The 26756-nt window shown below is 62.7% G+C and carries 23 protein-coding genes; 11 read left to right on the plus strand and 12 right to left on the minus strand.

Annotation, left to right across the window (positions count from 1 at the left end; translation table 11 throughout):
• Positions 1 to 98 precede the first annotated feature (98 nt).
• The 6 genes from JFU04_RS05965 to JFU04_RS05990 all read right to left on the minus strand — a co-directional run bounded on the left by JFU04_RS05965 (position 99) and on the right by JFU04_RS05990 (position 9009).
• Positions 99 to 2540 carry a penicillin acylase family protein gene (locus JFU04_RS05965; RefSeq protein ID WP_201143659.1) on the minus strand — a complete coding sequence of 814 codons (2442 nt, stop codon included), beginning with the start codon at positions 2538 to 2540 and terminating at the stop codon, positions 99 to 101.
• A 224-nt stretch (positions 2541 to 2764) separates the two neighbouring features.
• Positions 2765 to 3409 (minus strand): glutathione S-transferase N-terminal domain-containing protein, encoded by a 645-nt coding sequence (locus tag JFU04_RS05970; protein ID WP_201143660.1) that lies wholly within the window; start codon positions 3407 to 3409, stop codon positions 2765 to 2767.
• Between the two features lie 93 nt (positions 3410 to 3502).
• The gene (locus JFU04_RS05975; protein WP_201143661.1) at positions 3503 to 4288 is read right to left on the minus strand and encodes an ABC transporter ATP-binding protein; all 786 of its coding nucleotides are present in this window, start codon (positions 4286 to 4288) and stop codon (positions 3503 to 3505) included.
• Positions 4285 to 5343: a FecCD family ABC transporter permease gene (locus JFU04_RS05980; protein ID WP_106804940.1), complete on the minus strand. Its 1059-nt coding sequence runs from the start codon at positions 5341 to 5343 to the stop codon at positions 4285 to 4287. Before JFU04_RS05980 ends, JFU04_RS05975 begins: the two co-directional genes overlap by 4 nt.
• Before the next feature lie 131 nt (positions 5344 to 5474).
• Positions 5475 to 6602, minus strand: coding sequence for an ABC transporter substrate-binding protein (locus JFU04_RS05985; protein ID WP_201143662.1), 1128 nt, complete (start codon positions 6600 to 6602; stop codon positions 5475 to 5477).
• A gap of 25 nt (positions 6603 to 6627) precedes the next feature.
• Positions 6628 to 9009 (minus strand): TonB-dependent receptor, encoded by a 2382-nt coding sequence (locus tag JFU04_RS05990; protein ID WP_201143663.1) that lies wholly within the window; start codon positions 9007 to 9009, stop codon positions 6628 to 6630.
• A gap of 197 nt (positions 9010 to 9206) precedes the next feature.
• Here JFU04_RS05990 and JFU04_RS05995 point away from each other — a divergent pair, with 197 nt between their 5' ends.
• Entirely contained in the window at positions 9207 to 9917 is a 711-nt protein-coding gene (locus JFU04_RS05995; RefSeq protein ID WP_106804937.1) for a response regulator, read from the plus strand.
• Entirely contained in the window at positions 9914 to 11413 is a 1500-nt protein-coding gene (locus JFU04_RS06000; RefSeq protein ID WP_342389432.1) for an ATP-binding protein, read from the plus strand. Before JFU04_RS05995 ends, JFU04_RS06000 begins: the two co-directional genes overlap by 4 nt.
• Here JFU04_RS06000 and JFU04_RS06005 read toward each other — a convergent pair.
• From JFU04_RS06005 to JFU04_RS06020, 4 genes are all read right to left on the minus strand, one after another.
• Positions 11391 to 11600, minus strand: coding sequence for an SEC-C metal-binding domain-containing protein (locus JFU04_RS06005; protein WP_065890089.1), 210 nt, complete (start codon positions 11598 to 11600; stop codon positions 11391 to 11393). The two genes, JFU04_RS06000 and JFU04_RS06005, sit on opposite strands and share 23 nt — an antisense overlap.
• Entirely contained in the window at positions 11597 to 12079 is a 483-nt protein-coding gene (locus JFU04_RS06010; RefSeq protein WP_065903001.1) for an LEA type 2 family protein, read from the minus strand. Before JFU04_RS06010 ends, JFU04_RS06005 begins: the two co-directional genes overlap by 4 nt.
• A 118-nt stretch (positions 12080 to 12197) precedes the next feature.
• Positions 12198 to 12668, minus strand: coding sequence for a YchJ family protein (locus JFU04_RS06015; RefSeq protein ID WP_065902999.1), 471 nt, complete (start codon positions 12666 to 12668; stop codon positions 12198 to 12200).
• A gap of 4 nt (positions 12669 to 12672) precedes the next feature.
• Positions 12673 to 13170, minus strand: coding sequence for a DUF6231 family protein (locus JFU04_RS06020; protein ID WP_065902997.1), 498 nt, complete (start codon positions 13168 to 13170; stop codon positions 12673 to 12675).
• Positions 13171 to 13361: 191 nt separating this feature from the next.
• On the opposite strand from JFU04_RS06020, the gene JFU04_RS06025 reads away from it, so the two are divergent.
• The gene (locus JFU04_RS06025) at positions 13362 to 14057 is read left to right on the plus strand and encodes an OmpA family protein (RefSeq protein ID WP_065902995.1); all 696 of its coding nucleotides are present in this window, start codon (positions 13362 to 13364) and stop codon (positions 14055 to 14057) included.
• A 155-nt stretch (positions 14058 to 14212) separates the two neighbouring features.
• Entirely contained in the window at positions 14213 to 14971 is a 759-nt protein-coding gene (locus JFU04_RS06030) for a collagen-like triple helix repeat-containing protein (protein ID WP_065902993.1), read from the plus strand.
• Positions 14972 to 15130: 159 nt separating this feature from the next.
• Here JFU04_RS06030 and JFU04_RS06035 read toward each other — a convergent pair whose 3' ends face one another.
• On the minus strand, positions 15131 to 15595 hold the full coding sequence (locus JFU04_RS06035; protein WP_201143664.1) for a CopD family protein: 465 nt from the start codon (positions 15593 to 15595) through the stop codon (positions 15131 to 15133).
• 99 nt (positions 15596 to 15694) lie between these two features.
• On the opposite strand from JFU04_RS06035, the gene dinG reads away from it, so the two are divergent.
• The 6 genes from dinG to JFU04_RS06065 all read left to right on the plus strand — a co-directional run bounded on the left by dinG (position 15695) and on the right by JFU04_RS06065 (position 24167).
• Positions 15695 to 17839: an ATP-dependent DNA helicase DinG gene (gene dinG, locus JFU04_RS06040; RefSeq protein ID WP_065902986.1), complete on the plus strand. Its 2145-nt coding sequence runs from the start codon at positions 15695 to 15697 to the stop codon at positions 17837 to 17839.
• A 98-nt stretch (positions 17840 to 17937) separates the two neighbouring features.
• Complete coding sequence (locus JFU04_RS06045) at positions 17938 to 20235, plus strand: beta-galactosidase (protein ID WP_106804934.1); 2298 nt, start codon at positions 17938 to 17940, stop codon at positions 20233 to 20235.
• A gap of 82 nt (positions 20236 to 20317) precedes the next feature.
• Positions 20318 to 21463, plus strand: coding sequence for a serine hydrolase domain-containing protein (locus JFU04_RS06050; protein WP_065903335.1), 1146 nt, complete (start codon positions 20318 to 20320; stop codon positions 21461 to 21463).
• 144 nt (positions 21464 to 21607) lie between these two features.
• The gene (locus JFU04_RS06055) at positions 21608 to 22762 is read left to right on the plus strand and encodes an OmpA family protein (protein ID WP_201143665.1); all 1155 of its coding nucleotides are present in this window, start codon (positions 21608 to 21610) and stop codon (positions 22760 to 22762) included.
• Between the two features lie 27 nt (positions 22763 to 22789).
• Positions 22790 to 23437 (plus strand): pyridoxamine 5'-phosphate oxidase, encoded by a 648-nt coding sequence (gene pdxH, locus JFU04_RS06060; RefSeq protein ID WP_201143666.1) that lies wholly within the window; start codon positions 22790 to 22792, stop codon positions 23435 to 23437.
• Positions 23438 to 23702: 265 nt separating this feature from the next.
• Positions 23703 to 24167: a glycine zipper 2TM domain-containing protein gene (locus JFU04_RS06065; protein WP_003189251.1), complete on the plus strand. Its 465-nt coding sequence runs from the start codon at positions 23703 to 23705 to the stop codon at positions 24165 to 24167.
• 77 nt (positions 24168 to 24244) lie between these two features.
• On the opposite strand, the gene nhaA is transcribed toward JFU04_RS06065, so the two are convergent.
• Positions 24245 to 25420: a Na+/H+ antiporter NhaA gene (gene nhaA, locus JFU04_RS06070; protein ID WP_065902978.1), complete on the minus strand. Its 1176-nt coding sequence runs from the start codon at positions 25418 to 25420 to the stop codon at positions 24245 to 24247.
• A gap of 216 nt (positions 25421 to 25636) precedes the next feature.
• On the opposite strand from nhaA, the gene JFU04_RS06075 reads away from it, so the two are divergent.
• A complete protein-coding gene (locus JFU04_RS06075) occupies positions 25637 to 26731 on the plus strand; it encodes a PLP-dependent cysteine synthase family protein (RefSeq protein ID WP_120447800.1) in 1095 nt (364 codons plus the stop codon).
• Positions 26732 to 26756: the final 25 nt, after the last annotated feature.

The raw sequence follows: 26756 nt of genomic DNA on the forward strand, positions 1-26756 counted from the left end.
TGTCGGCGCCGGCTTACCGGCGATAGCGCTGTGTCAGACGGCTGGAACGCCGGCTGACAGTGCACCATCGCCGGCAAGCCGGCGCCTATAAGGGCGGGTTATTTGCCCGGCGTCAGGGTCAACCGCGCCTTGCCATACACCTTCTCGAAGTTCTGCGGCTGCATCGGGAAGCTCAGGTATTGCGCCTTGAGCGCCGGGTCGATGCCGTTGGCGTAGTTCGGGCTGGCGGGGTTGCCGGACTGGCCGATGCCCCCCTGGCCCATCATCGGTTCCACCTGGCCGAAATCGACGATCATGCGCAGCGCCGGCACCTGGGTGGTATTGAAGTCCTGGCCCCAGGCATACGGTGCCGGGTTCAAGGTGTTGTGGTCGCCACCGGACGCCAGCGGGCCGCGAATCACCTGGCCAGTGCTGTTTTTCCAGGTGGTGCTGTGCAGCTTGCCCCACTGCCAGGCCTTGTGGTCGGCACCGAGTTGGCTGTCGCCGGCGGTGATCGCGGCGGCCAGGCTGCGCGCAAGGATCGCGGGTTTGTCTTCTTTTTGCGGCGTGCGCACGTCGTCCCAGAACGGGCTGTCTTCACGGCCCAGCAGGTGGTCGGCCTGGGCGGCATAGGACAGGCCGGCGTTGCTGACGAAGGCCTTCCAGCTCGCGCTGTTTTCCGGGCCCAGTTCGTCGAGGAAGATCTGCTTGGTGCTTTCCTGCAGGAACAGCTCGTAGAGCGCGGCGTCGGCGGACGTTGCCACGAGCCGGCCATCAAACGCCATCAAGCGACTCAGCGCCTCGCGCGCCTTGGCCTGTTCGGCGGCCGGCAATGCTGCAATCGCCTGTTTCAGCGGCTGGGCCATGCCCGGCGCCTGGAACATGGTCTTGAGCTTGGCGGCGAACAGGGTGGTCTGGTCGTACTGCATGGCGATCATGCTGCGGCTGTCGTGCTTGCCGGCATTGGCCAATTGCGCCAGGCGCTCGCTGCGCTCCGGCGCGTCCCACGAGTTGGACAGTTGCATGCCGTAGCCGCGTGGCGCGGTGCGCTGGTTGGCGGTGCCGATCCAGCCTTGGGCCGGGTCCTGGTCGTAAGGGTGCAGCATCGCATCGGCGTAGCCGTCCCAGTCAAAGCGGGTGTCCCAGCCCGGCGAGGGCAGCAGGCCTTCGCCTTCGCGACGGTTGGGGAAACGCCCGGTGACTTGCCAGCCGATATTGGTGGCGTCGGCGAAGATCATGTTCAAGGCAATCGCGCGGATTTCGCGGGTGGCGTCCGACGCCTTGGCGACGTTTTGCGCCCGGGACAAGTCGAAGAACGCATCCAGGCTCTTGTCATCCTTGAAGTCGGCCGTTTGCAGGGCCAGACCCAAGCCGCTGGTCAGGGCCTGGCTGCTGTTGAGAAGGGCGCCGTGACGGGTTTCGTACACCACTTCACGCAGTGGGCGCTGGCCCTTGGCGAAGTAGGTTTCGTTGCGCACGCCAGCCGGTAGCCATTTTCCGTTGTTCTCGTAGTACAACGCGTTGCCTTGGCGCTTGACCTTCTCCAGGAACAGGTCCTGGGTGTCGCCCTTGACCGTGCTCATGCTCCACGCGACTTTGCCGTTGAAACCGGACAACAGGGTCGGCAAGCCGGCAATCGAAGCACCGACCGCCTGGTATTTCGGCGCACGAATCTGCACGTAGCTCCACGGCGATGGAGCCTGGGGCTGGGCGGCGAGGTCGCTGGCCAGCAGACTTTTGCCGCTGCGGCTGCGTTGCGGGCCAATCGCCCAGTTGCTCGAGGTAGTGACAGCCAGCGCGTTGAGGCTGCTCAGTTGCTGGCTGACCGTGTCCAGTCCGGCCAGGCCAGTGATCTGGCTAAGGTTCACGCCTTTGAGTTTCTCGGCTTCGGCCAGCGGAATCGGCTCATCCGGCGTGCTCGGCGTCAGCCAGGCGAGCTTGTCGACGCCAACTTTTTGCGCCAGCACCAGGGAGGCAAGTTCTTCCTGCAGGTTGGCCGACTCGCTGAAATTCAGCAGGCAGAACAGCAGCGCCGAATCTTCCGGCTTCCAGTACTCGGGCTTGTAGCCGGTCTGTGCCAGGTCCGGCGGCAGCTTGTCGCGGTAGCGGAACAGGTAGGCGTTGACGCCGCGCGCATACACTTCGAAGAAGCGCTTGAGGCGCGGCGAGGAGGCGTTATACAGCTCGCCGGCGCTTTTCTTGAGGTTGACCGCACGCATGAAACGGTCGACATCCAGCACCTCAGGGCCGGACATTTCTGCCAGGCGGCCCTGGGCCAGCAGGCGCAGGGTGACCATCTGGGTGATGCGGTCACTGGCGTGCACATAACCGAGGCTGAACAGCGCGTCGTGGAAGGTGTTGCTTTCGATCAGCGGCATGCCCTGGGCATTGCGGCGTACCGATACATTCTGTGCCAGGCCTTTGATCGGCTGCACGCCGGCAACTGGCGGCAGGGTGTCCTGGGTGCTCTGGAGCTGGCAACCGGCCAGGCTTAATGCACTGGCCACTGCCGCGGCAACGCCGAACCGGGGAAGAAAATGTGAGAGGGCTGGCGAGGCCATGGCAAAGCTCCTGCGGGGGGTAGCGTCAGTAAAGGCGCTACGTTAGTGAGCGCGGCGAAACGACGCAAGCGGGAGTTTTGGGTTAAGCGTGAGAACTTGATTCGGACAGCGATCAATGTGGGCGTTGGCCTGCCTGCGATGCCAGCACCCAGGTGCGTCAGTCACACCAAGTGAGGCTATCGCAGGCAGGCCAGCGCCCGGATTTGATCGCGTGCTGCTTCAGGTCAGGCCTTGGGCGGGTTCACTTTCTGTACCAGTTCATACGCGCGCACGGTCGCTGGCCGCTCCTTGATGCTGTTGAACCAGCGCAGCACATGTGGGAAGTCTTCCAGGCGTTGGCTCTGCCACTTGTGGGAAACGATCCATGGATAGATCGCCATGTCGGCAATGCTGTAGTCCTCACCGGCCACGAACGCGCGGTCGGCCAGGCGCCGGTCGAGCACACCGTACAGGCGCGCGGTTTCGTCCACATAGCGCTTGATCGCGTAGGGAATCTTCTCCGGGGCGAACTGGCTGAAGTGGTGGTTCTGGCCCGCCATCGGCCCCAATCCACCCATTTGCCAGAACAACCATTGCAGTGCTTCCTGGCGACCACGCAGGTCTTGTGGAATGAACTGGCCGGTTTTTTCCGCGAGGTACAACAGGATTGCGCCGGATTCAAACAGCGAAATCGGCGCACCGCCGTCGGTCGGATTCTGATCGACGATGGCCGGGATGCGGTTGTTGGGAGCGATCTTCAGGAAGTCCGGCTTGAACTGGTCGCCCTGGCTGATATTGATCGGGTGCACCTTATAGGGCAGGCCGGCTTCTTCCAGGAACAGCGATACTTTGTGACCGTTGGGGGTAGTCCAGTAGTACAGGTCGATCATGAAGCTCTCCAAATGAGCGAATGCCTGCAGCTATAGGTGAAGACCAAAGGGCAATAATTCAATCAAACATTTGCGTCTAACCTTAGAAGCGTTTTACACGGCGCCGTCCACCAACACTTGCAGCGATTGCTGCGAGCAGCGTTCGATGCGCACCTGCACGCCATACACCTCGGCAAACAGCGCCGGGTCGAGCACCTCATCTGCCGTGCCGCTGGCATACAGCCGGCCCTGGCGCAGCACGGCGATATGGTCGGCAAAGCGTGCGGCAAGGTTGATGTCGTGCAGCACCACCACGGCGATCAGTTGGTGCTCGCGCACCAGCCCGCGCACGCACTCCATGACTTTCAACTGGTAGTTGAGGTCGAGGGCGCTGGTGGGTTCGTCCAGCAGCATCACCTGGGGGCGACGCGCGATCAGTTGGGCAAGACTGACCAATTGGCGCTGGCCGCCCGACAACGTGCTGAGTAACTGGTCGGCCAAGTGCGCGATGCCAATGCGTTGCAACGCCTCGAAGGCTTCGCGCAGGCAGGCCTCGCTGGACAGTGGAACGCCCTCCACATGGGCCACGCGCAGCGCGGCGATCACGCTTTCCATTACGCTGAGGCTCAGGCCGGGCGGCAGGTTCTGCGGCATGTAGGTCACCCGTCGCGCGCGTTCGGCAACGGACATGGCCGACAGGTCGAGGTCGCCCAATCGCACAACGCCTTGCATCTTTTCCAGCCCGGCCACGGCACGCAGCAAGGTGGATTTACCCGCGCCGTTGGGGCCGATCAAGGCGGTCAGGCTGCCGTGGGGCAGGGGCGGCAAGCTCAGGTCGTGCACGATCTGCCGGCGCCCGTAGCTCACATTGGCGTTGTGTACCGATAAGCCCGCACTCATAACTGCCTCCCCCGCTTGAACACCAGCACCACGAAAATCGGCACGCCGACCAAGGCGGTGACAATGCCCACCGGCACAATCACCCCGGGCATGATCAGCTTGCTGGCAATCGACGACAGCGACAGCAGCAACGCACCGGTCAGGGCACTGGCCGGCAACAGGAAGCGTTGATCCTCACCCACCAGGATCCGCGCGATATGCGGACCTACCAGACCGATAAATCCGATGGTGCCTACAAAGGCCACGGCGGTGGCCGACAACAGGCTGATGCGCAGCAACGAGAAAAACCGCAGGCGCTTCACGTCCACGCCAAAGCTTTGCGCGCGGTCCTCGCCCATGCGCAATAGGGTCAGGCGCGGTGCGGCGGTGAAGGAAAACGGCAGCACCACTGCGACCACCAGCGCCAGGATGCCGAGCTTGTCCCAATTGGCCCGGGTCACGCTGCCCAGGGTCCAGAACACCAGCTGTTGCAGCACGTCTTCGGTGGCCACCAGTTGCAGCAAGGCCACCACCGCGTTGCAACTGAACACCAGCGCGATGCCGAACAACACCAGGCTTTCCACGCCGGCGCCGCGCAGGCGTGACATGGCTTGCAGTAAAAACACCGAGGCGGCGGCGAAGATAAACGCCGAGATCGAAATCGCGGTGTTGGCCGAGACCCACAGCGTGGTCACCGGGAACACAATCACCAGCGATGCGCCCAACGCCGCCGCCGACGACACGCCCAAGGTAAACGGGCTGGCCAGCGGGTTGTTGAGGATCGCCTGCATCTCGGCCCCGGCCAGCGACAATGCACAGCCCACCAGCACCGCCATCAGCGCGTAGGGCAGGCGCACGTTCCAGATGATCACCTGGTCGGTGGCGCTCAGGTGCGAGGGATGCAGGATGCCGTCGAGTAACGCCAGCAGGCCCATGCCCGACGGGCCGCTGGCCAGGTCGACCAGAATCGCGCAGGCCAGCGCGGTGCCGAGCAAGGCCAGCAGCCAGGCACGCCGCGCCAGCAGGCGACGGTAGCCGTGGGTGGCGCTGGCGAGGTCGAGGGTTTGAGTGGTCATGGCGTTCACACAATTTTGAAGACGATGAAAATCCAAATGTGGGAGCGGGCTTGCTCGCGAATGCGCGGTGTCAGTCACTGAATAGGTCGACTGATACACCGCCTTCGCGAGCAAGCCCGCTCCCACAGTTTTTACCGCGTTTCGACAGCAGGCTTGCTGTTGATCCAATAGGCACCCTGCAGCGGCATCCCCAGGAACTGCTGGTTGATCTGCGCCATCGTTGCCTGCGGGTCCAGCGTGGCGAACAGTTGCGGGTGTACCCACTTGGCCAGCGCTTCAATCGCCAGCAGGTTGTAGGGCGAGTTGTAGAAGTCATGCCACAGGCCGTGGGAATTGCCTTCGCGGATCGCGCGAAGATTGGCGAATTCCGGCCGCGCCAACACGCGGTCAAACGCTTCACGCGCCTCGTCCTGGGTAACGCCTGCGCCCAGGATCAGGCCAGGTTTGTGGTTGCCGGTGGCCACGTACACATCCGGATCAGCCTTCAGCGCATATTCAACGCTGATATCACCCAGCGCGCCGGGCACGATATCGGCAGCGATGTTGCGTCCGCCGACCAGCTTGATCACTTCACCCATGCCGCTTTTGCCGGTGGTGTGCCCCGGTGCCTGCCAGGCACCGGCCAGCAGCTCGAGGAACACACTCGGGCGCGGGCCGGCCGGCAAGGTGGCGACGGCGTCGCTGATCACCTTGATGTGCTGGTCATAGAAAGCGAGGAATGCCTTGGCCTGGGCTTCACGCCCCAACGCCTGGCCCAGCGCGCTCATGCTGCTATGGGTGCCTTGCACCGGGTTGATGCGAAAATCGACGAACAGCACCGGGATTCCGGCCTTGGCCAATACATCGGCGACCGGGCTGTGTTCGGTCGGGCCGTGCCCGGAGATGCTGAACACCGCCAGGTCCGGTTTCAGCGAGAGAATTTCTTCAGCGCTGACGCTTTGTTCCGACGCCTGCCCGATCAACGGAATGTCCTTGACCGTCGGAAATTTCGCCACATAGGCGTTATAGGTGTGTTGGTCCAGCAGCTTCAGATCGTTCTGCCAGCCGACGATGCGCTGGAACGGCGCGTCCTTGTCGAGCAGGGCAAACGCTGAAATCAGGCGGCCTTCACCCAGTACCACGCGTTTGACGTCGTCCTTGACCTCGACCTTGCGGCCGAGCACATCGGTGACTTCGTGGGCGGCGGCGGTTTCGGCATGGCCGAGGACCAAGGCGCCGAACAGCACGCCGAGCTTGAGCAAGTGAAGGGGTTTGCGCATGGCAGAGGCTCCTGGTGAGAGAGGATCAGAATTCATAATCGACGCTGGCGGTGAGGGTGCGCCCGGCACCTGGGATGCCGTAGAGCTGGAAGCCATCGAGGGAGGCGCCGACCTGGCTGTAATAGAACGTGTTGAACACGTTGTTGAGGTTGAGGTTGACCGTGGTGTCCCTGTTCACCTTGTATTGCGCGGCCAGGCTGCTGAGCCAGTAGCCAGGGGCTTTTTCATGGTCGCGGGTGTAGATCGCATTCACGCCGGAGGGGCCATTGGCGTAGCTGCTGTTGTTGTTCAAGCCGCCGACGTATTTGTTGTCGGTGTAGCGGCGCCGGCCGACGTATTGCTCGCCGTAGCTCAGGCTCAGGGCGTCGGTGACGGCATAGGTGGTCCACAGGTTGGCGGTCAGGTCAGGGACGTTCTTGGCTTCGGCGCCCTTGTTGATGCCTTTGGTCTGGGTACTTTTGAGCGCCGAGAAACCGGTGTAGGCGGTCCAGCGCGAGGTGATATTGCCTTGCAGGCCGAGTTCCACGCCGTCCACGCGCTTGGCGGGCAGGGCGCGTACCGGGGCGGATTCGCCGTCCTGGTATTCCCAGGCGTTGTCGAGTTCGGTGCGGAAAATCGCGGCGGTGACGTTAAGCATGTCGTGGGCAATGTCCCACTTGGTGCCCAACTCGTAGGTCTTGGACTTGGCCGGGCTGTAGTTGCTGGTGCTGGCCGCGCCGTAGATCTGGTTGTTGGTGGATGCGCCCAACGCCGAGGGTTGCGCTGCTTCGCTGTAGGACACATAGACGCTGCCGTTGGGCAACGGCTTGTACACCGCGCCAACCCGTCCGCTCACCGCACCGTCGGTGCTGCTGATGGTCGATTGGCCGCGTTGTCTGGTTTGCGCCCGCCAGTTGTCGTAGCGCAGCGAGCCCAGCACCTGCCACTGCTCGTTGAGGGTGACGGTGTCACCCAGGTAAATACCGGCGTTGTCGATCACCGAGCGCGGGTCGCCTTCACCCTTGGTCACGTAGGTGCTGGCGAAGCTGTGGCTGGGCTCGCTCATGTCGAAGAACAGGTTGCCTGCCGGCACTTCGGCGTTGCGCTTCAGCCCGCCGTAGGTCTCGTGGTAGAACTCGAGGCCCGAGACCACCGCGTGTTGCAGGCTTGCTGTGTTGAACTTGAAGCTGAAGTCGGTCTGGTTATCCAGGATGGTGTAGCGCTTGGACAAGCCAAAGTCGCTGCCGCGCAGGATGCCGTAGGCGGTGTTGCTGTTGTTCACGTAGTCGGTGTAGGCATTCACCGTGCTACCTGGCACTTGGCTGATCGGGCCTACACCGGTGTAGCCCAAAGTCGCACAACGGGCGCCGGTGCAGGTTTTGTTGCCATTCGCGTCGGCGGCAAAAAAGCGCGCCGGGGAGAGCACGGCGAAGTTGTCGCTGCGTTCCCAGCGAGTCTGATTGCGCAGGTTGGCTTCATTCCAGTCGAAGTCGTGCTCCAGGCGGGCAGTCAGCGAGGTGGTTTTGTTTTGCTGGGTGTAGAGGCTGGAGTCGCCGTACCAGTTCGAGCGTTTCACGCCGGGCATGCGGTCGCCGTCGGTGCCCCGCTGGATCGGCACGCCGCCGTCCGGGGTGTTGGTGTCTTTCTGGTAGAAGGTGTCGATGAACAGGCGCGTGTCGGTGCCCAGGCCGAAGCCGAACGAGGTGGCGATGCCCCAGCGGTCGTAGTCCACGTCGTCGCGCTCGGCCACCTGGTTGTAGTGCTTCATCAGGTTGATGCGTACGGCGGTGGTGTCGTTCAGTTGCTTGTTCAGGTCGGCCGTGAGCCGGCGATAGCTGTCGGTGCCAATCCCGGCCGAGACCTTGTTGGCATCGCCCAGGTGCGCTTCCTTGCTGACCAGGTTGACACTGCCGCCCACCGCAGACACCCCGGACTCGATGGAGCCGGTGCCCTTGAACACTTCGGCCTGTTGCAGGTTGAAGGTGTCGGTACGGGTCGACATGCCGGCATCGCGCACGCCGTCGACGGTCAGGCTCTGCTCCGAAGAAAAGCCCCGGATCGAGAACAGATCGCCCCAGCCCAGGTTGCCCTCGCCAGACATGAAGGTAATGCCCGGCACGTTGCGCAACACTTCCTGCAGGGTCTGCGCGTTCTGCTCCTTGAGCACCTGCTGGGGCACGATGGTCACGCTTTGCGGCGCGTCCAGCAGCGGCTGGCTGATTTTCGCCGAGGTCACCCGGTCCACTTTGAAGGTGGAGGTGGCTTCACCGTCGACCTTGATTTCCGGCAGGCTCAGCACCGAGCCACTGGTCGTGGCGGCTGTCGTATCGGCCAAGGCGGTCGGGGCGACGCCGCCAGCCGCGAGGAAACCGAACATCGGCGCCAGGGTACTGTGCAATGTGTGACGGTGAGGGGTGGGCAATGACATAGGCAGTGATCCGAGTCTAAATTACAATTACTCTCATTTAGGTTCGGTAGTCTAAAGAGCGATTCCGCCTGCCATACCGGGGCTTTGTATCGCTGATGCGTGATTATGGTTTCCTACAACATTCCATTACATTTGCCTGCACTGCTGGCTGAACTTTCGGCTATCTCCTGCGTTTTGAGTTTTCGGATCGACTGCCCATGGCCAAGCAAGACCACCTGCTGATCGTTGATGACGACCCGCAAATCCGCCAATTGCTCTGCGACTACCTGAGCGACGCCGGTTTCCAGGTATCCACCGCCGCCGACGGCAAGGAAATGCGCCGCCGCCTGGCGCTGAACGTGATTGACCTGATCGTGCTCGACCTGATGCTGCCGGGTGAAGACGGCCTGAGCCTGTGCCGCGAACTGCGGGTCAGTTCCAACACGCCGGTGGTGATGCTCACGGCCAAGGGCTCCTTGATCGACCGCATCGTCGGCCTGGAGATCGGCGCCGATGACTACCTGCCCAAGCCGTTCGACCCGCGTGAGTTGCTGGTACGGATCAAGGTCGTGCTGCGACGCGTGCAGAGTTTTCCGGATCGCGCGCGCCTGGACGAGGCGCCGAGCATTCGCTTCGCCGGCTGGCAGCTCGACACGCGGGCGCGGCAGTTGCTGTCGCCGCAAGGCGTGGTGGTGAGCCTGGGCAACTCGGATTACCGCGTGTTGCGCCTGCTGTTGCAGCACCCCAACCGCCCGTTGAGCCGCGACTTTTTGCTCAACCACGTGTTCGACAAGGACAGCACGCCGTTCGACCGTTCCATCGACGTGTGCGTCAGCCGCCTGCGCTCGCAACTGCCGGCGGGGCTGATCAAGACCGTGCGCAACGAGGGTTACATGCTCACCGCCGATGACGTGGTGCTGGAATCGTGAGACTGCTGCCGCGCTCGCTGTTTGGGCGGCTGGTGCTGATCCTGGTCAGCGGCATGCTCGCGGCCCAGGCCCTGACCAGCAGCATCTGGTACGACCGGCGGCATGGCCAGGTGCTGGAAATCCCTGCGCGGCTGATCGCCACTCGACTGGCGGATGTGGTGCGGCTGGTGCACAGCGATCCGCAGCAGGTGGACCTGCTGATCAAAATGCTCGATACGCCGAACTTCCGCCTGACCCTGAGCGACCAGGCCAGCGCCACCCCCAGTACCCTCAACGACGCTGACCGGCCCACCGAGCGCTTGATCAAAAAGGTGTTGTCGCAGAAGACCGGCTACGCCCAGACCCTGGTGCTGTTGCGCCTTTCCCTGGTGGATGGCGAAGGGCAAAGCGCCGGGCTCTCGACACTGCTCAGCTCCCAACCGGTGGTGGGGCAATTCCTGATCGACCTGCGTCTTCCCGATGGGCGCTGGTTGCAGGTGGATGCCAGTGAAGAGCAGGGCTGGACCAGTACCTCGCCGCTGGACCTGCTGTTCGACTACGTGATGCGCATCTATTTGTTGCGCGTGTTGGTGCTGGTGGTGATTGCCCTGGTGGCGGTGCGCCTGGCCATCCGTCCGCTCAATGCGCTGGCCAAGGCCGCCGAAGCCCTGGGCCGTGATATCCAGCGTCCGCCGCTGTCGGAGGATGGCCCCACCGAAGTGCGCCGCGCCGCCCAGGCCTTCAACGCGATGCAGCAACGGCTGATTGCCAACATCGCCGAGCGCACGCGTTTTCTTGCGGCGATTTCCCACGACTTGCGTTCACCGATCACACGCCTGCGCCTGCGTACCGAGATGCTCGATGACCCTCGCACCCAGGAGCGTTTTCGCAGCGACCTGGAGGAAATGGAGCACATGGTCTCCAGCACCCTGGATTTTGTCAGCAGCGGTGAAATCAACGAGACGCGGCAGAACATCGACATCAATGCCTTGCTGCAAAGCTTGCAGGCGGATTTGCAGGATGTGGGCGAAAGCGTGCGCATCGAAGGCCGTGCCAGGCAACCGTTGCCGGGGTACGCGCGCAGCCTCAAGCGTTGCGTGCAGAACCTGCTGGAAAACGCGGTGCGTTATGGGCGCGACGTGGTGGTGCGGGTCGAGGACCAGGCGGACAGTTTGAAGATCATCATCCGCGACCGAGGGCCGGGGATTCCCCAGGAACAACTGGAGCAGGTGATGGAGCCGTTCTACCGCGTGGAGGGTTCGCGCAATGCCGAGACGGGCGGGTATGGGCTGGGGTTGAGCATTGCGCACACCATTGCCCGGGCGCACGAGGGACGGTTGAGCTTGAGCAATCGGGACGGCGGGGGCTTGAGGTGGTGTTGCAGTTTCAACACAAACCCTGACGTGCTAACTCAACCTGGAGGAACCGGCTTGTCGGCGACAGCGATGTTGGGGACGCCATCGCCGGCAAGCCGGTTCCTGCAGGATCAGGGCATCAAGCCCCGTGGCACTTCTTGAATTTCTTCTCGCTGCCGCACGGGCAAGGATCGTTGCGGCCGACGTCCTTCAACGCGTTGCGCACCGGCTCCTGGTGAGCGTGGCCGCAGTTCGGGCCGTGGACATGACCGTGGTCGTGATCGTGGTGATCGTGATGATCATGATCGTGGTTGCAGTCAGGACCATGGACATGGGGTTGCTGAGTCATCGATGTCGCTCCGGAATAAAATCGCCGGGGATTATCTCGCCATTGTGGTTCACCTGCACGTCATAACCGATGAATAATCCGGTTTTCAGCTCACCCTCCAGGCGATAAGGCACGGGTTTGTCGGGATTTTTCAGCATCTGCACGACATCGCGGATCTGCGGCCAGAGGTTGGTGCGCACCGACACCTTGAAAAACGCGTGGCCCCGGGGCGGCACGGTCAGCCATTCGTTGGACTCACCTTCGGTCAGCACAAAATCGCCGAGGCTGACCTTGTAGATCAGGCCGCGCACCGTCAGGTCGGCGTCGTCGCGGTTGTCCACGCGAAAGTACAGTTTGAATTTCTGCTCGAGCAACTTGGCCCGCACCACTTCGACTTTCACCAGCGAGACGTGGGGCGGCGGCGCATCGTCTTCGAACCAGGACGCGCAGCCGGTGAGGCCGAGGGTCAACGCCAGCATCAAGCTGTACATCCGAAGCATGGCGTTATCCATCCTGTGTAGGAGCGAGCTTGCTCGCGAAGGTCGTCAACGATGACGCGCTAAGCCTGACACACAAAGGTGCCCCCGGGGTTTTCGCGAGCAAGCTCGCGCTTGCAGGTCAGAGGTAGCTGGAACAACACTTCTTGAATTTCTGCCCACTGCCGCACAGGCACGCATCGTTGCGTCCGGCCTTCACTTCCACTGTCGGGTCGATGAAGTACCAGCGCCCCTCATTCTGTACGAAAGAAGACTGCTCGCGGTGGCTATGTTCGCCGGTGCTGTCGTGCCAACGCGCGGTAAAGGTCACAAAGGCATGTTCTGGCTGGCCGCCGAACACCTCCGAGTTTTCGACTTCCAGGCCGAGCCAGGTGCTCTGGGCACTCCAGGCGGCGATGGCGTCGCGGTCGAGGCCGGCCTGCTGCGCGGGCAGAGTGGTGGCCACCAGGTAGTCCACCAGGCCCAGCACATAGGCGCTGTAGCGTGAACGCATCAGGGCGCTGGCGCACGGGGCCGGGTGCCCGGCATGATAATGGCCGCAGCAGGCATCCAGCAGGTTGCCACTGCCGCAGGGGCAAATGGATGTACTCATCGGGTTACCACCAATACTTTCCGAAGTTTTCCGGGTTGGCCCAGAAGCGGGCATTGAGCCAGTCCGGCACCTGTTTATAGTCAAGCAGATCGTAGGTAAACAGCGTCAGAACCTGTTCATCGCGCTGGAAACGCTCGCCGGCCTGCAGGGCCAGGGAGAAGAAGTCGGTGTCTTTCCAGTCGCATGCGCCCAAGTCCACCAGCACGGCAATGCGGCTGGCGTTGAGGTTGCGAATGCCACCGAGCAGGGTCAGGCCTTGCGGTTTTGACAGGTGCTCCAGGCAGTCGACCACCAGCGCCAGGTCAAAACGCTGCGCCGCAAGTTCCGCCGGCAGGGCGCCGGGGGCTGCCACGGACACCTGGGTATCCGGGTGCGCGGCTTGAAACGCGTCCAGCGCCGGAAACTGACTGGCGCCCAATAACAGCAGGCGTTTGGGCTGGTGCAGATCCAGCAAGGCAGCCAAGGCTTGCTGGGGCGTACGGGAAGAAATGCCAGCGGTCATCAGAGATCCTCACATCAAGACGCTAGAGACTAGCGCGGCTGAGCGTGCGGGCCTAGAGCGGGCGGCTGCGAAAAGTCCGACGAGAACGACGATCCCTAACAAATACGGGGGCGTGGCGTAGTGGCGCAGTTGAAAAGAGCGGTCTTTACTCCACCCATCGGCCCCCGCCGATCCCCTCAGGAGAAAGTCAGATGAGCATCATGCGGACAGCTCTACCCTTGGTTCTGCTCACCGGGTTATTGACAGGTTGCGCAGGCTTGCAAAAAACCGATTGGCCGACCTGCGCTGCCGTTGGCGGTGTGACCGGCGCGGCGATCGGCGCGACGGAAAGCTCGGCCTATGCAGGCTACGGCGCCTTGCTGGTCGGCGGCATGGCCGGCGCCTATTGCTGGGTGCACGGTGATGGCGACGAGGACGGCGATGGTGTGCCGGACAGCCGTGACAAGTGCCCGCACACGCCAAAAGGCGTGCAGGTCGATGCCAATGGCTGCCCACCGGTGCCGCCGGCTGCGGTGGTTGAGGAAGTGGTGGTGGTCAAGGAAGAAACCATCGTAATTCGCGATGTGCACTTCGAGTTCGACTCGGCCAGGCTGACCGCCGCCGATAAAACCAAGCTCGACACCATTGCCACGCGCCTGAAACAGGAAGCCCCGAGTGCTCAACTGCGGGTCAGCGGGCATACCGACAGCGTCGGCAAGGATGCCTACAACCAGAAACTCTCGGAAAAACGTGCTCACTCGGTCACCGATTACCTGATCGGCGCCGGCGTGCCGCGCAGTGCCTTTGTGTCTGTGACGGGGGCGGGCGAAAGCCATCCGGTTGCCGACAACAAAACCGCTGAAGGTCGTGCCTTGAACCGTCGTACGGAAATCCAGATCAACCGCTGACAAACCTTGCCCCTGTGGGATCCACAGGGGCATTGCCGCGCGCCTCGCCTGCACCTCTCCCTGCACAAGTTTTTTGATGCTTCACTGGCAAATCGCCTGTAGAAGTCGTTACTGTGCGTCCAAAGAAAAATTCGAAATCAGTCAGGAGCCCCATGATGCGTAAGGTTTTACTGTTGGCCGCGTTGGTCAGCCCCGTCGCCCTGGCCCAGAGCGTCAGTGTTGAGACCAATTCGTTGATGCGCCTGCCCAACAGCACCAGCGTGTTGCAACTGGAGCGTCTGGAGGTAGCGGACTACGGCACCTTGCTGATCCCGGCCACCATCAGCCAGGTCACGGTGGATGAGCTGCACCTGGGCCGCGATGCGCGGATTGCGATTGTCCCCGGCGGCACCGTGCTGCAACTGCAGGTGCGCCATGCGCAGTTGGACCACGGCAGCCAGATCACTTCGCGGGGCGCGCCGGGCACCCATGAAAAACCGGCCAAGGCCGGGCGAGACCTGACCTTGCGGATCAATTCACTGGTGGCTGAAGAGCTGTCGGTGGATGCCCGTGGCGGCGCGGGCGCCCAAGGGTATGCCGGGCTGGATGGTGCCAACGGCGTGGACCCGGGTTGCACCTGGGGTTCGGCCGGGCGTGGCGCCAACGGTGACAATGGCGGCGACGGCTTGCCGGGCGCTGCGGGCGCGCAGGTGCGGGTCGAGTTGCCGCAGGACTTCCCGGCCCAACAGATCAAGGTCTGGGTCGACGGCGGTGCCGGCGGTCTGGCCGGCACGGCGGGCAAGCCTGGCAAAGGTGGCGAGTCCAAGGGCTGCCTGGTGTACCGCGCCGACGGCGGCGAGAAGGGCCGCCCAGGGCTGGAAGGGCAACCGGGGCCAGCAGGGCCTGCGGGCACTGTGACCGTACAGCGTCTGTAACCTCTCTAATGTGGCGAGCGGGCTTGTCCCGCGTTGGGCTGCAAGGCAGCCCAAAACCAGCCACTGCGTTTCGACTGAAGACCTCTGGCGATCTTGATTGGGGCTGCTGCGCAGCCCAACGCGGGACAAGCCCGCTCGCCACAGGGGGCTTGGCCGGCCTCAGAACATCGGCCGGGCCGACGCGATTGCCACCACTACCAGCCCCACGATCAAGTTGATCCCGACCAATTTGCGGATCTGCCCCAGCGCGGCCGCGCCTGCCGGCCAGTCTTCAGCCGCCACTGCCTTGCGCAATTCCGGGAATTTCAACGCCTGGATACGGATAAACAGCGCCGTCATCACCAGGTACAACCCCATCATCACCTGCACGTAGCGCGGCGCGGTTTCAAAGCCACTGAAGCGCAGTTGCAACAGGCCGATGCCGCTGATCGGCAAAACCAGCACCGCCACCCACACCCACACGAAAAAACGTTGAAACACATTTGCCCACAACTTGAGCCGTGCGGGGCCCTCAAGTGCCGCCACGGCGGCGGGGCGCAGGATCATCCAGGCGAAAAACATACCGCCGACCCATATCAGGGTGGCCAATACATGCAGGGTGTAAGCGAGGCTAAACGCGGTCATTGTGGTACTCCGTTCTGCGCGGGATTAATTAGCGGGGTATGATAGCGGCCGATCCGAACCACTGAAAATTTATCCAGCGTTTTTTGCGCCCGACTATCCATGATCAGCACTGAACTCAAAACCACGATCCAGGGCGCCTATTCGCGTTTTCTCGAAGCCAAGAGCTTGAAACCGCGCTACGGCCAACGCCTGATGATCGCCGAAGTGGCCAAGGTCCTCGGGGATATCGACGTCGACGACGAAGGCCGCCGCGAAGGTGAGCCCGCCGTCGTGGCCGTCGAGGCCGGCACCGGTACCGGCAAGACCGTGGCCTACAGCCTGGCCGCGATCCCCACCGCCAAGGCCGCCGGCAAGCGCCTGGTGATCGCCACTGCGACTGTCGCCCTGCAGGAGCAGATCGTCTACAAAGACCTGCCCGACCTGATGCGCAACAGCGGCCTGAACTTTACGTTCGCCCTGGCCAAGGGCCGTGGGCGCTACATGTGCCTGTCCAAACTCGATGTGCTGCTGCAGGAAGGCCACGCGCAAACCGCCACGGCGCAGCTGTTCGAAGAAGAAGGCTTCAAGATCGAAGTCGATGAAGCCAGCCAGAAGCTGTTCACCAGCATGATCGAGAAACTCGCCGGGAATAAATGGGACGGCGACCGCGACAGCTGGCCCACCGCCCTGGAAGACTCCGACTGGGCGCGCCTGACCACCGACCACAGCCAGTGCACCAACCGCCATTGCCCCAACTTCGGCCAATGCGCCTTCTATAAGGCCCGCGAAGGCATGGGCAAGGTCGACGTGATCGTCACCAACCACGACATGGTCCTGGCCGACCTGGCCTTGGGCGGCGGCGCCGTGCTGCCGGACCCGCGCGATACGCTCTACGTATTCGACGAAGGCCATCACCTGCCGGACAAGGCCATCGGCCACTTCGCCCATTACACGCGCCTACGCTCCACCGCCGACTGGCTGGAAACCACCGCCAAGAACCTGACCAAATTGCTCGCCCAGCACCCGCTGCCCGGCGACCTGGGCAAGTTGATCGAACAAGTGCCGGAGCTGGCGCGCGAGATCAAGACCCAGCAGCAATTCATGTTCAGCGCCTGCGAGCAGGTCGCTGACTTCAAGCCCGGTGAAGACGTGGAGGGGCGCGAGCGTCCACGCCACCGTTTTGTCGGCGGGCTGATCCCCGAGCACATGCGCGAAATGGGCATCGAGCTGAAAAAAGGCTTCTCGCGCCTGACCGACCTGTTTACCCGCCTGACCGACCTGCTCAAGGAAGGCATGGACGGCGAGGTCAACATCGGCATCGCCAGCAACCAGGCCGAGGAGTGGTACCCGCTGTTCGGCAGCCTGTTGTCGCGCTCACAGGGCAACTGGGAGTTGTGGACTGCGTTTACCGTCGAAGACCCGGAAGACAACCCGCCGATGGCCCGCTGGCTGACCCTGTCGGAAAGCGGCGCGCTGTTCGACATCGAGGTCAACGCCAGCCCGATCCTCGCGGCCGAAATGCTGCGCCGCAACCTCTGGAACGTGGCCTACGGCTGCCTGGTGACGTCGGCGACGCTGACTGCCCTGGGCACTTTCGACCGCTTCCGCATGCGTGCCGGCCTGCCGAAAAAAGCCGTCACGGCCGTGGTGCCGAGCCCGTTCCATCACGCCGACGCCGGCGTGTTGCGCGTGCCCGACCTCAAGGCCGACCCTCGGGATGCGGCGGCGCACACTGCCGCGATCATCCGCGACCTGCCGGAACTGGTGGAAGGCTCGCGCGGCACGCTGGTGCTGTTTTCGTCACGCAAACAGATGCAGGACGTGTTCGACGGCCTCGACCGCGACTGGCGCAAGCAGGTGTTTATCCAGGGCAACCTGTCCAAGCAGGAAACCCTCAATAAACACAAGGCGCGCGTCGATGGCGGCGATTCCAGCGTGCTGTTCGGCCTGGCAAGCTTCGCCGAAGGCGTGGACTTGCCCGGTGCCTACTGCGAACACGTGGTGATCGCCAAGATCCCGTTCTCGGTGCCGGATGATCCGGTCGAGGCGGCATTGGCCGAATGGATCGAGGCGCGCGGCGGTAACCCGTTCATGGAAATCTCGGTGCCGGATGCGTCCCTGAAACTGGTGCAGGCCTGCGGTCGCTTGCTGCGCACCGAAGAAGACCGGGGCACCATCACCTTGCTTGACCGCCGCCTGGTTACCCAGCGCTATGGCAAGGCTATCCTGAATGCCTTGCCGCCGTTCAGGCGCGAAATTTCTTAAGCCACTGTGGGCGAATTCGCCCACTTCGTGGTCTATCTGACTGCCAACGCTTTACGTCATCAGGCCATTCATCGGCCGTTTGGGAGAACCTTGTTCGTATGATTCGCACGCTGCCCGCCCTTTTTGCCTTGCTGTTCGCCGCGCCCTTGATGGCCGCGCCTGCCGGGCAACAGACATTGTTCAACTTCGTCCGGCCTGCCGATGTGGTCAAGGTGGCGACCCAGGACGCCAGCCTGCCGCAATACAATGCCGAACAAACCCCCGAAGGCGAGGTGCTGCGCCGCATCACCTTCAACCCGGCTGCCGAGCCGAGCCTGGTGCTCAGCCCGCAGACCGGTGTGTGGGACTGGTCACAGTCCGGCGCCATGAGCCTGCGCATCCAGAGCGCGATGGACTGGGCGCTGACGCTCTACGTCAAGGTGCAGAGCGCCGACGGCAAGACATTGGTCAGCCGCATCGACCTGCCTGCCGGCCCGGTGCAGACCCTGCTGGTGCCGCTGCAAGCCAATTCCCCGTTGAGCCAGGGCATGAAGGCCGGCCCGCCGATGCCGATCACCGTGGACGGCCAGCGCGTGCTGCTCGCCGCCAGCGCCGGGGCAATCGACCGCAGCCAGGTGGTCTCGGTGACCCTGTCGATGATCAAGCCTGTCGCCGCGCAGAGCATCCTGCTGGAGCGCTTCGGCGTGCAGGACAGCGAGCCGGTGTTGAAAGCAGCCTACAGCGAACTCGTCGATGCCTATGGCCAGTCCACCCGTGCGCGTTGGCCGGAAAAAGTTAGCAGCGACGAGCAACTCAAGGCGGCCGCCGCCAAGGAGCAGCAACAGCTCAAGGGCTGGCTGGCCGAGCGGGATAAATCCTCGCTGGATCAGTATGGCGGCTGGAACAAAGGCCCGGCGTTCGACGCCAGCGGCTTCTTCCGCACCGAAAAACGCGACGGTCGCTGGTACCTGGTGACGCCGGAAGGCCACCCGTTCTACTCCCTGGGCGTGAATACCGTGGCGGCGGACAACAACCAGACCTACGTGGCCGGGCGTGAATGGATGTTTGCCGCGCTGCCCAAGGCCGGCGAGCCCTTCGACAAGTACTACGGCCGTGGTGACAACCGTGGCGGCAACGGCGCCGATCAGGGCCGGGGCTTCAACGTCGGGCGCTGGTACGACTTCTATGGCGCGAACCTGCAGCGCACCTATGACACCGATGGCTTCGACCAGAAACGCTGGGTCAGCCACACCCTCGACCGCCTGCAAGCCTGGGGTTTCAATACCGTGGGCAACTGGAGCGAGCCGGACCTGGCCACTGCCGACCGCGTGCCGTACACCTTGCCACTGTCGATCGTCGGCGATTACGCCAGCATCAGCACCGGTACTGACTGGTGGGGCGGCATGCCTGACCCGTTCGACCCGCGTTTCGCCATGGCCACCGAGCGCGCCGTGGCCATCGCGGCCCGCGACCACCGCGATGACCCTTGGCTCATTGGCTTCTTTGCCGACAACGAACTGGCCTGGGCAGGCCCCGGTGATGACCCGAAATCGCGCTACGCCCTGGCCTACGGCACGCTGCGCATGACCACCGACGTACCGGCCAAGCGCGCGTTCCTCAAGCAACTGCGCGACAAGTACCGGAATGAAGAAGGCCTGTCGAAAGCCTGGGGCATCCACCTGGCGGGCTGGGAGCTGATGGAAGACCCGGGCTTCGAACCGCCGATGCCGAGCCCCGAGCACCCGGAAATCGAAGCTGACTTCAAGTACTTCCAGAAAACCTTCGCCGATGCCTACTTCAAGACCATCTCCGATTCGCTGAAGTGGCACGCGCCCAACCAGCTGTTACTGGGCGGCCGTTTTGCGGTGAGCACGCCGGAGGCCGTGGCGTCCTGCGCGCAGTATTGCGACGTGCTGAGCTTCAACATGTACACCCTCAAGCCCCAGGACGGTTATGACTTTGCCGCCCTGCGTGCCCTGGACAAGCCGGTGCTGATCACCGAATTCAACTTCGGCTCGGCCGACCGCGGCCCGTTCTGGGGTGGCGTGACGCAATTGGCCCGCGAAGAAGATCGCGGCGCGGCGTATAGCACCTTCCTCAAGCAGGCCATGGCCGAGCCATCGATTGTCGGTGTGCACTGGTTCCAGTACCTGGACCAACCGGTGACCGGTCGCTTGCTGGACGGTGAAAACGGTCACTTCGGCCTGGTCGGCATCACCGATGTACCGTTCCAGGGCTTCGTCGACAGTGTGCGCAAAAGCAACCTCGCGGCGATCGACCAACTGGGCAAGGAAGCGGAAAAAGCCAAGGCCGCCAACGCCGTGCGTGAGAGCGAAGGCGGGCGCGGTGGGCATGAAGGCAAAGGCGCGGGGCAGGGCGCCGGGCATGCGGGCGGGCACTCTGGAAATGGGCATTGATTGAGGGCTGACGGGTTCACAAAAGCCACAAGGGCTGGAACAATGTCGGCCACTTTTAACGGTGTTTTTCGAGGGCGCTCAGGTGCAGATTCAGGGTCATTACGAACTCCAGTTTGAAGCGGTACGTGAAGCGTTCGCCGCCTTGTTCGATGACCCGCAGGAGCGTGGTGCCGGGCTGTGCATCCAGATCGGCGGCGAAACCGTCGTCGACCTGTGGGCCGGTACCGCCGACAAGGATGGAACCGAGGCCTGGCACAGCGACACCATCGTCAACCTGTTCTCCTGCACCAAGACCTTCACCGCCGTCACGGCCCTGCAATTGGTCGCCGAAGGCAAGCTGCAACTGGATGCGCCCGTCGCCAACTACTGGCCGGAATTTGCCGCTGCTGGCAAGGAAGCCATCACCCTGCGCCAACTGCTCTGCCACCAGGCGGGCTTACCGGCGATCCGCGAGATGCTGCCCACCGAAGCCCTGTACGACTGGCAACTGATGGTCGACACCCTGGCGGCCGAAGCGCCGTGGTGGACCCCAGGCCAAGGCCATGGCTACGAGGCGATCACCTATGGTTGGCTGGTGGGTGAACTGCTGCGCCGCGCCGACGGGCGTGGGCCAGGTGAGTCCATCGTGGCCCGGGTGGCAAGGCCGCTGGGACTGGACTTTCATGTCGGCCTGGCCGATGAAGAGTTTTATCGCGTCGCCCATATAGCGCGCAGCAAAGGCAATATGGGTGATGAAGCCGCACAACGCTTATTGCAAGTAATGATGCGGGAACCGACCGCCATGACTACGCGGGCATTTGCCAACCCACCGTCTATTCTGACCAGTACTAATAAACCTGAATGGCGACGCATGCAGCAGCCAGCGGCAAATGGCCACGGTAATGCACGCAGCCTGGCGGGTTTCTATAGCGGTTTGTTGGACGGTAGTTTGCTCGAAGCCGACATGCTCGAACAATTGACCCGCGAACACAGTATCGGGCCGGATAAAACATTATTGACACAAACCCGTTTTGGCCTGGGTTGTATGTTGGATCAACCGCAGCTGCCCAATGCCACCTTCGGCCTTGGCCCGCGTGCTTTCGGGCACCCTGGCGCCGGTGGTTCGGTGGGTTTTGCCGATCCGGAACATGATGTAGCGTTCGGTTTCGTGACTAATACACTGGGGCCTTACGTACTAATGGACCCACGAGCACAGAAGTTGGTCGGAATATTGGCCGGTTGTCTGTAAACCCCTTGCTGTTTCACGTTTTTTTGTTACAAAGGCAACTATAAGAAAGACGCTGAACGAAATGTTGTAACTTTAATGTTCTGTAAGCGTCTGTTTAACGGGTCATCCAGACCCCCGTTTCTTTTCTCATTTTGTGGATATCTCATGTTATCGAACAAGTCCTTGGCACTGGCGCTTTGCCTCACCATTACCGGTTGCGCACAAACTCCACAAAATGATGCCGAAGGCGGGCATTGGTGGTCATTTGGATCGGATAAAGCCGCTACCAAGGATGCAGTCGCCCAAACCGACGTCAAGCCGGATGCCAAGCCTGCTGCCGGCGCCAAGCCTGCCGCACCGGTAGCCGCCGCTGCTGCCCCGGCACCAGCCGCTGCACCTGCGCCGGTCGCCAAGGCTGACACCGGTTCCAGCTGGTGGCCGTTCTCTTCCAAGAGCGCCGACGAGAAAGCCGCTGATGCCAAGGCTGACCTGAAAGCCGATCTTAAGGCTGCAGAACCTGCACCGACCGTTGCCAAGACCGACACCGAGACCCACTGGTGGTGGCCGTTCGAAAGCAAACCCAAGCCATTGGCCAAGGTCGACGTGACCAACGTGCCGATGCCTGACCCGAAAATCACCCAGGCCTGGCTGGACGACTATGAGCCACGCCTGCGCGCGGCCATCAAGGACAGCAACCTGCAACTGGAACGTCGTGACAATGTACTGGTGGTGATCGCCCCGGTAGACGGCTCCTACAACCCTAAGCGCCCGGCCATGTTGCTGCCGGTCACCCTGGGCCCGTTCACGCGCGTCGCCAAGGCAGTTGAAGCGGATCCGAAAACCGCCGTACTGGTACTCGGCCATGTGGATGCCACCGGCACTGCTCCGGCCAGCCAGGCGTTGACCAAGGAACGTGCGCAATCGATCGCCTCGATCTTCAGCCTCAGCGGCCTCAAGCAGGACCGCCTGATGCTGCGTGGCATGGGCGACCTTATGCCGCGTGCCGCCAACGACAGCACCCAGGGGCGTGCGCTGAACCGTCGCATGGAAATCATGTTCACTCAGCGTACAACGATGTTGGCCTTGCTGAGCAAATACCAGTCGGGCAAAACGCCGCCTGTGGCTGAGATGGTCGCCGTGCAGGATGTTCCAGCACCGGCTCCGGCCGCCAAGGCTGCGGCGAAAAAAGCGCCTGTCGCCAAGAAAGCCGCTGCCAAGCCCGCCGCCAAAAAGGCCCCGGCCAAGCCCGCTGCCAAGAAGCCGGCGCCAGCCAAGGCCAAGGCCGCTACTCCGGCCGCGAACGACCAGGCGAAAAACTGATCCGTTGAACCAGAAGGATAAAGCTGCATGACCCAGGCACTGGCCGATATGCGCCGTGACTACACACGGGACGGTTTGAGCGAGGCCCAGGCCCCGAGCGAACCGTTTGCGTTGTTCCACCAGTGGTTTGGCGATGCGGTGAAAACCGAGCAACCGCCGGTGGAGGCCAATGCCATGACGTTGGCCACGGTTGACCAGGACGGTCGCCCACATTGCCGCATCCTGTTGCTCAAGGGCCTGGATGCGCAGGGCTTTACCTTCTTCACCAACTATCAGAGCGCCAAGGGCGAACAGCTCGCGGCGCGGCCCTTCGCGGCCATGACCTTCTTCTGGCCGACCCTCGAGCGCCAGGTGCGCATCGAAGGGCGGGTGGTCAAGGTCACGTCTGAGGAATCGGACGCTTACTACCAGGTGCGCCCATTGGGCAGCCGCCTGGGAGCCTGGGCGTCTCCGCAGAGCCGGGTCATCCGTGATCGCGAAGAACTGCAGGACCTGCTCAAGGCCACCGAGCAGCGCTTCAGTGACACCCAGCCCGACTGTCCCGAGCATTGGGGCGGTTACCGCCTGCTGCCCGAGCGCATCGAGTTCTGGCAAGGCCGCGCGAGCCGCCTGCATGATCGCCTGAACTACCGCCTGCAAGGGGCCGACTGGGTCCGCGAGCGCCTCGCGCCCTGAACCTCACCTTTCGTCACTTCGCCTGAATGTTGTCCGCCGCGCTCACGTCTCTATATCAGGAGGTTTGGGTTGCGTGCGGCTGCGCGGCTACAATGATGGAACAGTCGATACATCTCTTGGCACAAAGGCCAAGCTACCGTTCGTCGAGTTTTCTGTTACTGGCTGTCTGTACTCAGGCTGAATGAAAACAATTTTCTGCGGGGCTTGCCGTGACAGGCGCCAAGCCGCAGCGTCTAATGAATACCTGTCCTTTGGAGTTGATGCTATGCGTAAGTCCGTTTTACTGGTTGCCTGCTTTACCACCCTGTCGTTGCTGTTGGGTGGCTGCGCCTCGAGTCTGACCGGCGACTCGTACTCCCGTGACGAAGCACGTCGTGTGCAGACCGTGCGCATGGGCACCATCGAATCCCTGCGTCCGGTGAAAATCGAAGGTACCAAGACCCCAATCGGCGGCGCTGCTGGCGCAGTCATCGGCGGCGTTGGCGGCAGCGCCATCGGTGGCGGCCGTGGCAGCATCGTGACTGCCGTGATCGGCGCCGTTGCCGGTGGCCTGCTGGGCTCGGCTACCGAAGAAGGCCTGACCCGCACCCAAGGTGTGGAAATCACCGTTCGTGAAGACGATGGCAGCATGCGCGCCTACGTGCAGGCCGTGCAGGAGAATGAAATCTTCCGCATCGGCGACCGCGTGCGCATCATGACCGTTGATGGCACCAGCCGCGTTACCCGCTAAGCGGTAATCGGCAGGCAAAGAAAAACCCCAACCGGGTAACCGGTTGGGGTTTTTTCATGGGTGTGGGTTCAGTCAGCTCAGGCTTTCTTGCGGCTTGCCATCGCCGTTACCGCGTAGCCAATGCATGCCGCCAGGATCGACCCGGTCAGAATCCCCATGCGGTCCTCGCCGGCGAACTCGCTGGCCCCCGGTACAAACGCCAGGGAACCGACGAACAGGCTCATGGTGAAGCCGATGCCGCACAGGATTGCCACGCCGAACACCTGGCCCCAATTCGCGCCGCTGGGCAGGGCGGCGAGGCCGGTCTTGATGGCCAGCCAGGTGAGGCCGAACACCCCGACGGTTTTGCCGATCAACAGGCCGGCGGCGATGCCCATCGGCACATGGTGGGTGAAGCTTTCGAGGCTGACGCCGGTCAGCGAAACACCCGCATTGGCGAAGGCGAACAGCGGCAGGATGCCGTAGGCCACCCAGGGGTGCAGGGCGTGTTCCAGGGTCATCAGTGGCGAGGCTTCGGCGTTCTTGGTGCGCATCGGGATGCAGAACGCCAGGGTCACGCCGGCCAGGGTCGCGTGTACACCGCTCTTGAGTACGCAGACCCACAGGATCAGGCCAATGATCAGGTAGGGCCCGAGCTTGATCACGCCCAGGCGGTTCATCGCGATCAAGGCGATCAGGCAGGCGCCCGCACCTGCCAGGGCGGCACCCGACAGGTCGGCAGAGTAGAACACGGCAATGACAATGATCGCGCCCAGGTCATCGATGATCGCCAGGGTCATCAGGAACAGCTTCAACGACACTGGCACGCGCTTGCCCAGCAGCGCCAGGACGCCCAGGGCGAAGGCGATGTCGGTGGCCATCGGAATCGCCCAGCCGGAGAGTGCGGCGGGGTAGTCCTTGTTGATCGCCCAGTAGATCAGCGCTGGCACGACCATGCCGCCGATGGCGGCTGCACCGGGCAGTACCACTTGCGATGGCTTGGACAGGTGACCATCAAGCAGCTCGCGCTTGACCTCCAGGCCGATCAGCAGGAAGAACAAGGCCATCAGGCCATCGTTGATCCACAGCAGGGCTGGCTTGGCGATTTTCAGCGCGCCGATCTGCGCCACCACCGGCACGTCGAGAAACGCCGCGTACAGGTGTGACAAGGGCGAATTGTTGATAATCAGGGCCAGGGCCGCAGCGGCGATCAATAACAGACCGCTGGCGGCTTCCAGCTGGAAGAAACGCGTGAAAGTGCTACGCAGAGGCAAGGGATGCTCTCCAATGAGGTTCAATTAGGTGGGTACCCTAACCCGTACCGTTAGTTGTTAAAACAAAAGTTATATTCTTATTTGTTATAAGGGACGGGCTCGGGCGGCATTGCGCCTGAGCCTAGCAATTGTGTGTCCAATTGAGTCTTCACTGTATCTGTGTGCAGTGTAGGAAAACCCTTAAAGTTAGGGCTGAAACCCTTAGAGAACCCCGCCATGAGCGACCACCGTCCTTGGGCCCGCGAAGCCATTCGTATCATTGAAGCAGACTTCCAGCGCAGCGCCGACACGCACCTGATTCCCTTGCCGCTGCCAGGCTTGCCGGGTATCGAGTTGTACTTCAAGGATGAGTCCAGCCACCCCACCGGCAGCCTGAAACATCGCCTCGCGCGTTCGCTGTTCCTGTACGCACTGTGCAATGGCTGGCTCAAGCCCGGCGCGCCGGTGATCGAGGCGTCCAGCGGTTCGACGGCGATCTCCGAGGCCTACTTCGCACGCCTGCTCGGCTTGCCGTTCATTGCGGTGATGCCGGCCACCACCTCCCAGGAAAAGATCGCGCAGATTGCCTTTTATGGCGGCAAGAGCCATCTGGTCCAGGATCCGACGCAGATCTACGCCGAATCCGAGCGCCTTGCGCAGGAAAGCGGCGGGCACTTCATGGACCAGTTCACTTACGCCGAACGCGCCACCGATTGGCGCGCGAATAACAACATCGCCGAGTCGATTTTCCAGCAGATGCGCTTCGAGCAGCATCCTGAGCCAAGCTGGTTGATCTCCAGCCCCGGCACTGGCGGCACCACCGCCACCCTCGGACGGTATGTGCGCTACCGCCAGCACTGCACCCGCGTGTTGTGTGCCGATGCCGAGCGCTCGGTGTTTTTCGATTTCTACCAGAGCGGCGACGCCAGCCTGCGCCTGGACTGCGGTTCGCGCATCGAAGGCATTGGCCGGCCACGCGTCGAGGCGTCGTTTTTGCCCAAGGTCATTGATGCGATGGTCAAGGTCCCGGATGCGCTGTCACTGGCGGCCATGCATTACCTGGCCGAGCGCTTGGGGCGGCGGGTCGGGGGTTCCAGCGGGACCAACCTGATTGGCGCGCTGGTGGCGGCGCAGCAGATGAAGGCTGCGGGGGAGTCGGGGTCGATCGTGGCGATTTTGTGCGATGGCGGCGAGCGGTATGCAACCACCTATTACGATCAGGCGTGGCTGGCGGGGCAGGGCTATGCCCTGGACGGTTTGATCGCGGCCGTGGCGGCCAGCGTGGAGCGCGGCGAGGCGTTGCCGGACAGCATCCTGCGCGCCAACATTTAACCTTGCAGGAACCCGGCTTGCCGAT

It is taken from the genome of Pseudomonas sp. TH21 (assembly GCF_016651025.1).
In the GTDB taxonomy this organism is placed as follows: Bacteria; Pseudomonadota; Gammaproteobacteria; order Pseudomonadales; family Pseudomonadaceae; genus Aquipseudomonas; species Aquipseudomonas aylmerensis.

What these genes read in the sequence shown, in the direction of transcription:
- JFU04_RS05990 (WP_201143663.1), bottom strand. Translation starts at nt 9,009, where the DNA reads ATGTCATTGCCCACCCCTCACCGTCACACATTGCACAGTACCCTGGCG.
- JFU04_RS06065 (WP_003189251.1), top strand. Translation starts at nt 23,703, where the DNA reads ATGCGTAAGTCCGTTTTACTGGTTGCCTGCTTTACCACCCTGTCGTTG.
- JFU04_RS05965 (WP_201143659.1), bottom strand. Translation starts at nt 2,540, where the DNA reads ATGGCCTCGCCAGCCCTCTCACATTTTCTTCCCCGGTTCGGCGTTGCC.
- JFU04_RS06025 (WP_065902995.1), top strand. Translation starts at nt 13,362, where the DNA reads ATGAGCATCATGCGGACAGCTCTACCCTTGGTTCTGCTCACCGGGTTA.
- JFU04_RS06015 (WP_065902999.1), bottom strand. Translation starts at nt 12,668, where the DNA reads ATGAGTACATCCATTTGCCCCTGCGGCAGTGGCAACCTGCTGGATGCC.
- JFU04_RS05970 (WP_201143660.1), bottom strand. Translation starts at nt 3,409, where the DNA reads ATGATCGACCTGTACTACTGGACTACCCCCAACGGTCACAAAGTATCG.
- JFU04_RS06010 (WP_065903001.1), bottom strand. Translation starts at nt 12,079, where the DNA reads ATGCTTCGGATGTACAGCTTGATGCTGGCGTTGACCCTCGGCCTCACC.
- JFU04_RS06055 (WP_201143665.1), top strand. Translation starts at nt 21,608, where the DNA reads ATGTTATCGAACAAGTCCTTGGCACTGGCGCTTTGCCTCACCATTACC.
- dinG (WP_065902986.1), top strand. Translation starts at nt 15,695, where the DNA reads ATGATCAGCACTGAACTCAAAACCACGATCCAGGGCGCCTATTCGCGT.
- JFU04_RS06035 (WP_201143664.1), bottom strand. Translation starts at nt 15,595, where the DNA reads ATGACCGCGTTTAGCCTCGCTTACACCCTGCATGTATTGGCCACCCTG.
- JFU04_RS06075 (WP_120447800.1), top strand. Translation starts at nt 25,637, where the DNA reads ATGAGCGACCACCGTCCTTGGGCCCGCGAAGCCATTCGTATCATTGAA.
- pdxH (WP_201143666.1), top strand. Translation starts at nt 22,790, where the DNA reads ATGACCCAGGCACTGGCCGATATGCGCCGTGACTACACACGGGACGGT.
- JFU04_RS06005 (WP_065890089.1), bottom strand. Translation starts at nt 11,600, where the DNA reads ATGACTCAGCAACCCCATGTCCATGGTCCTGACTGCAACCACGATCAT.
- JFU04_RS06020 (WP_065902997.1), bottom strand. Translation starts at nt 13,170, where the DNA reads ATGACCGCTGGCATTTCTTCCCGTACGCCCCAGCAAGCCTTGGCTGCC.
- JFU04_RS05980 (WP_106804940.1), bottom strand. Translation starts at nt 5,343, where the DNA reads ATGACCACTCAAACCCTCGACCTCGCCAGCGCCACCCACGGCTACCGT.
- JFU04_RS05975 (WP_201143661.1), bottom strand. Translation starts at nt 4,288, where the DNA reads ATGAGTGCGGGCTTATCGGTACACAACGCCAATGTGAGCTACGGGCGC.
- JFU04_RS05995 (WP_106804937.1), top strand. Translation starts at nt 9,207, where the DNA reads ATGGCCAAGCAAGACCACCTGCTGATCGTTGATGACGACCCGCAAATC.
- JFU04_RS06045 (WP_106804934.1), top strand. Translation starts at nt 17,938, where the DNA reads ATGATTCGCACGCTGCCCGCCCTTTTTGCCTTGCTGTTCGCCGCGCCC.
- JFU04_RS06030 (WP_065902993.1), top strand. Translation starts at nt 14,213, where the DNA reads ATGCGTAAGGTTTTACTGTTGGCCGCGTTGGTCAGCCCCGTCGCCCTG.
- JFU04_RS05985 (WP_201143662.1), bottom strand. Translation starts at nt 6,602, where the DNA reads ATGCGCAAACCCCTTCACTTGCTCAAGCTCGGCGTGCTGTTCGGCGCC.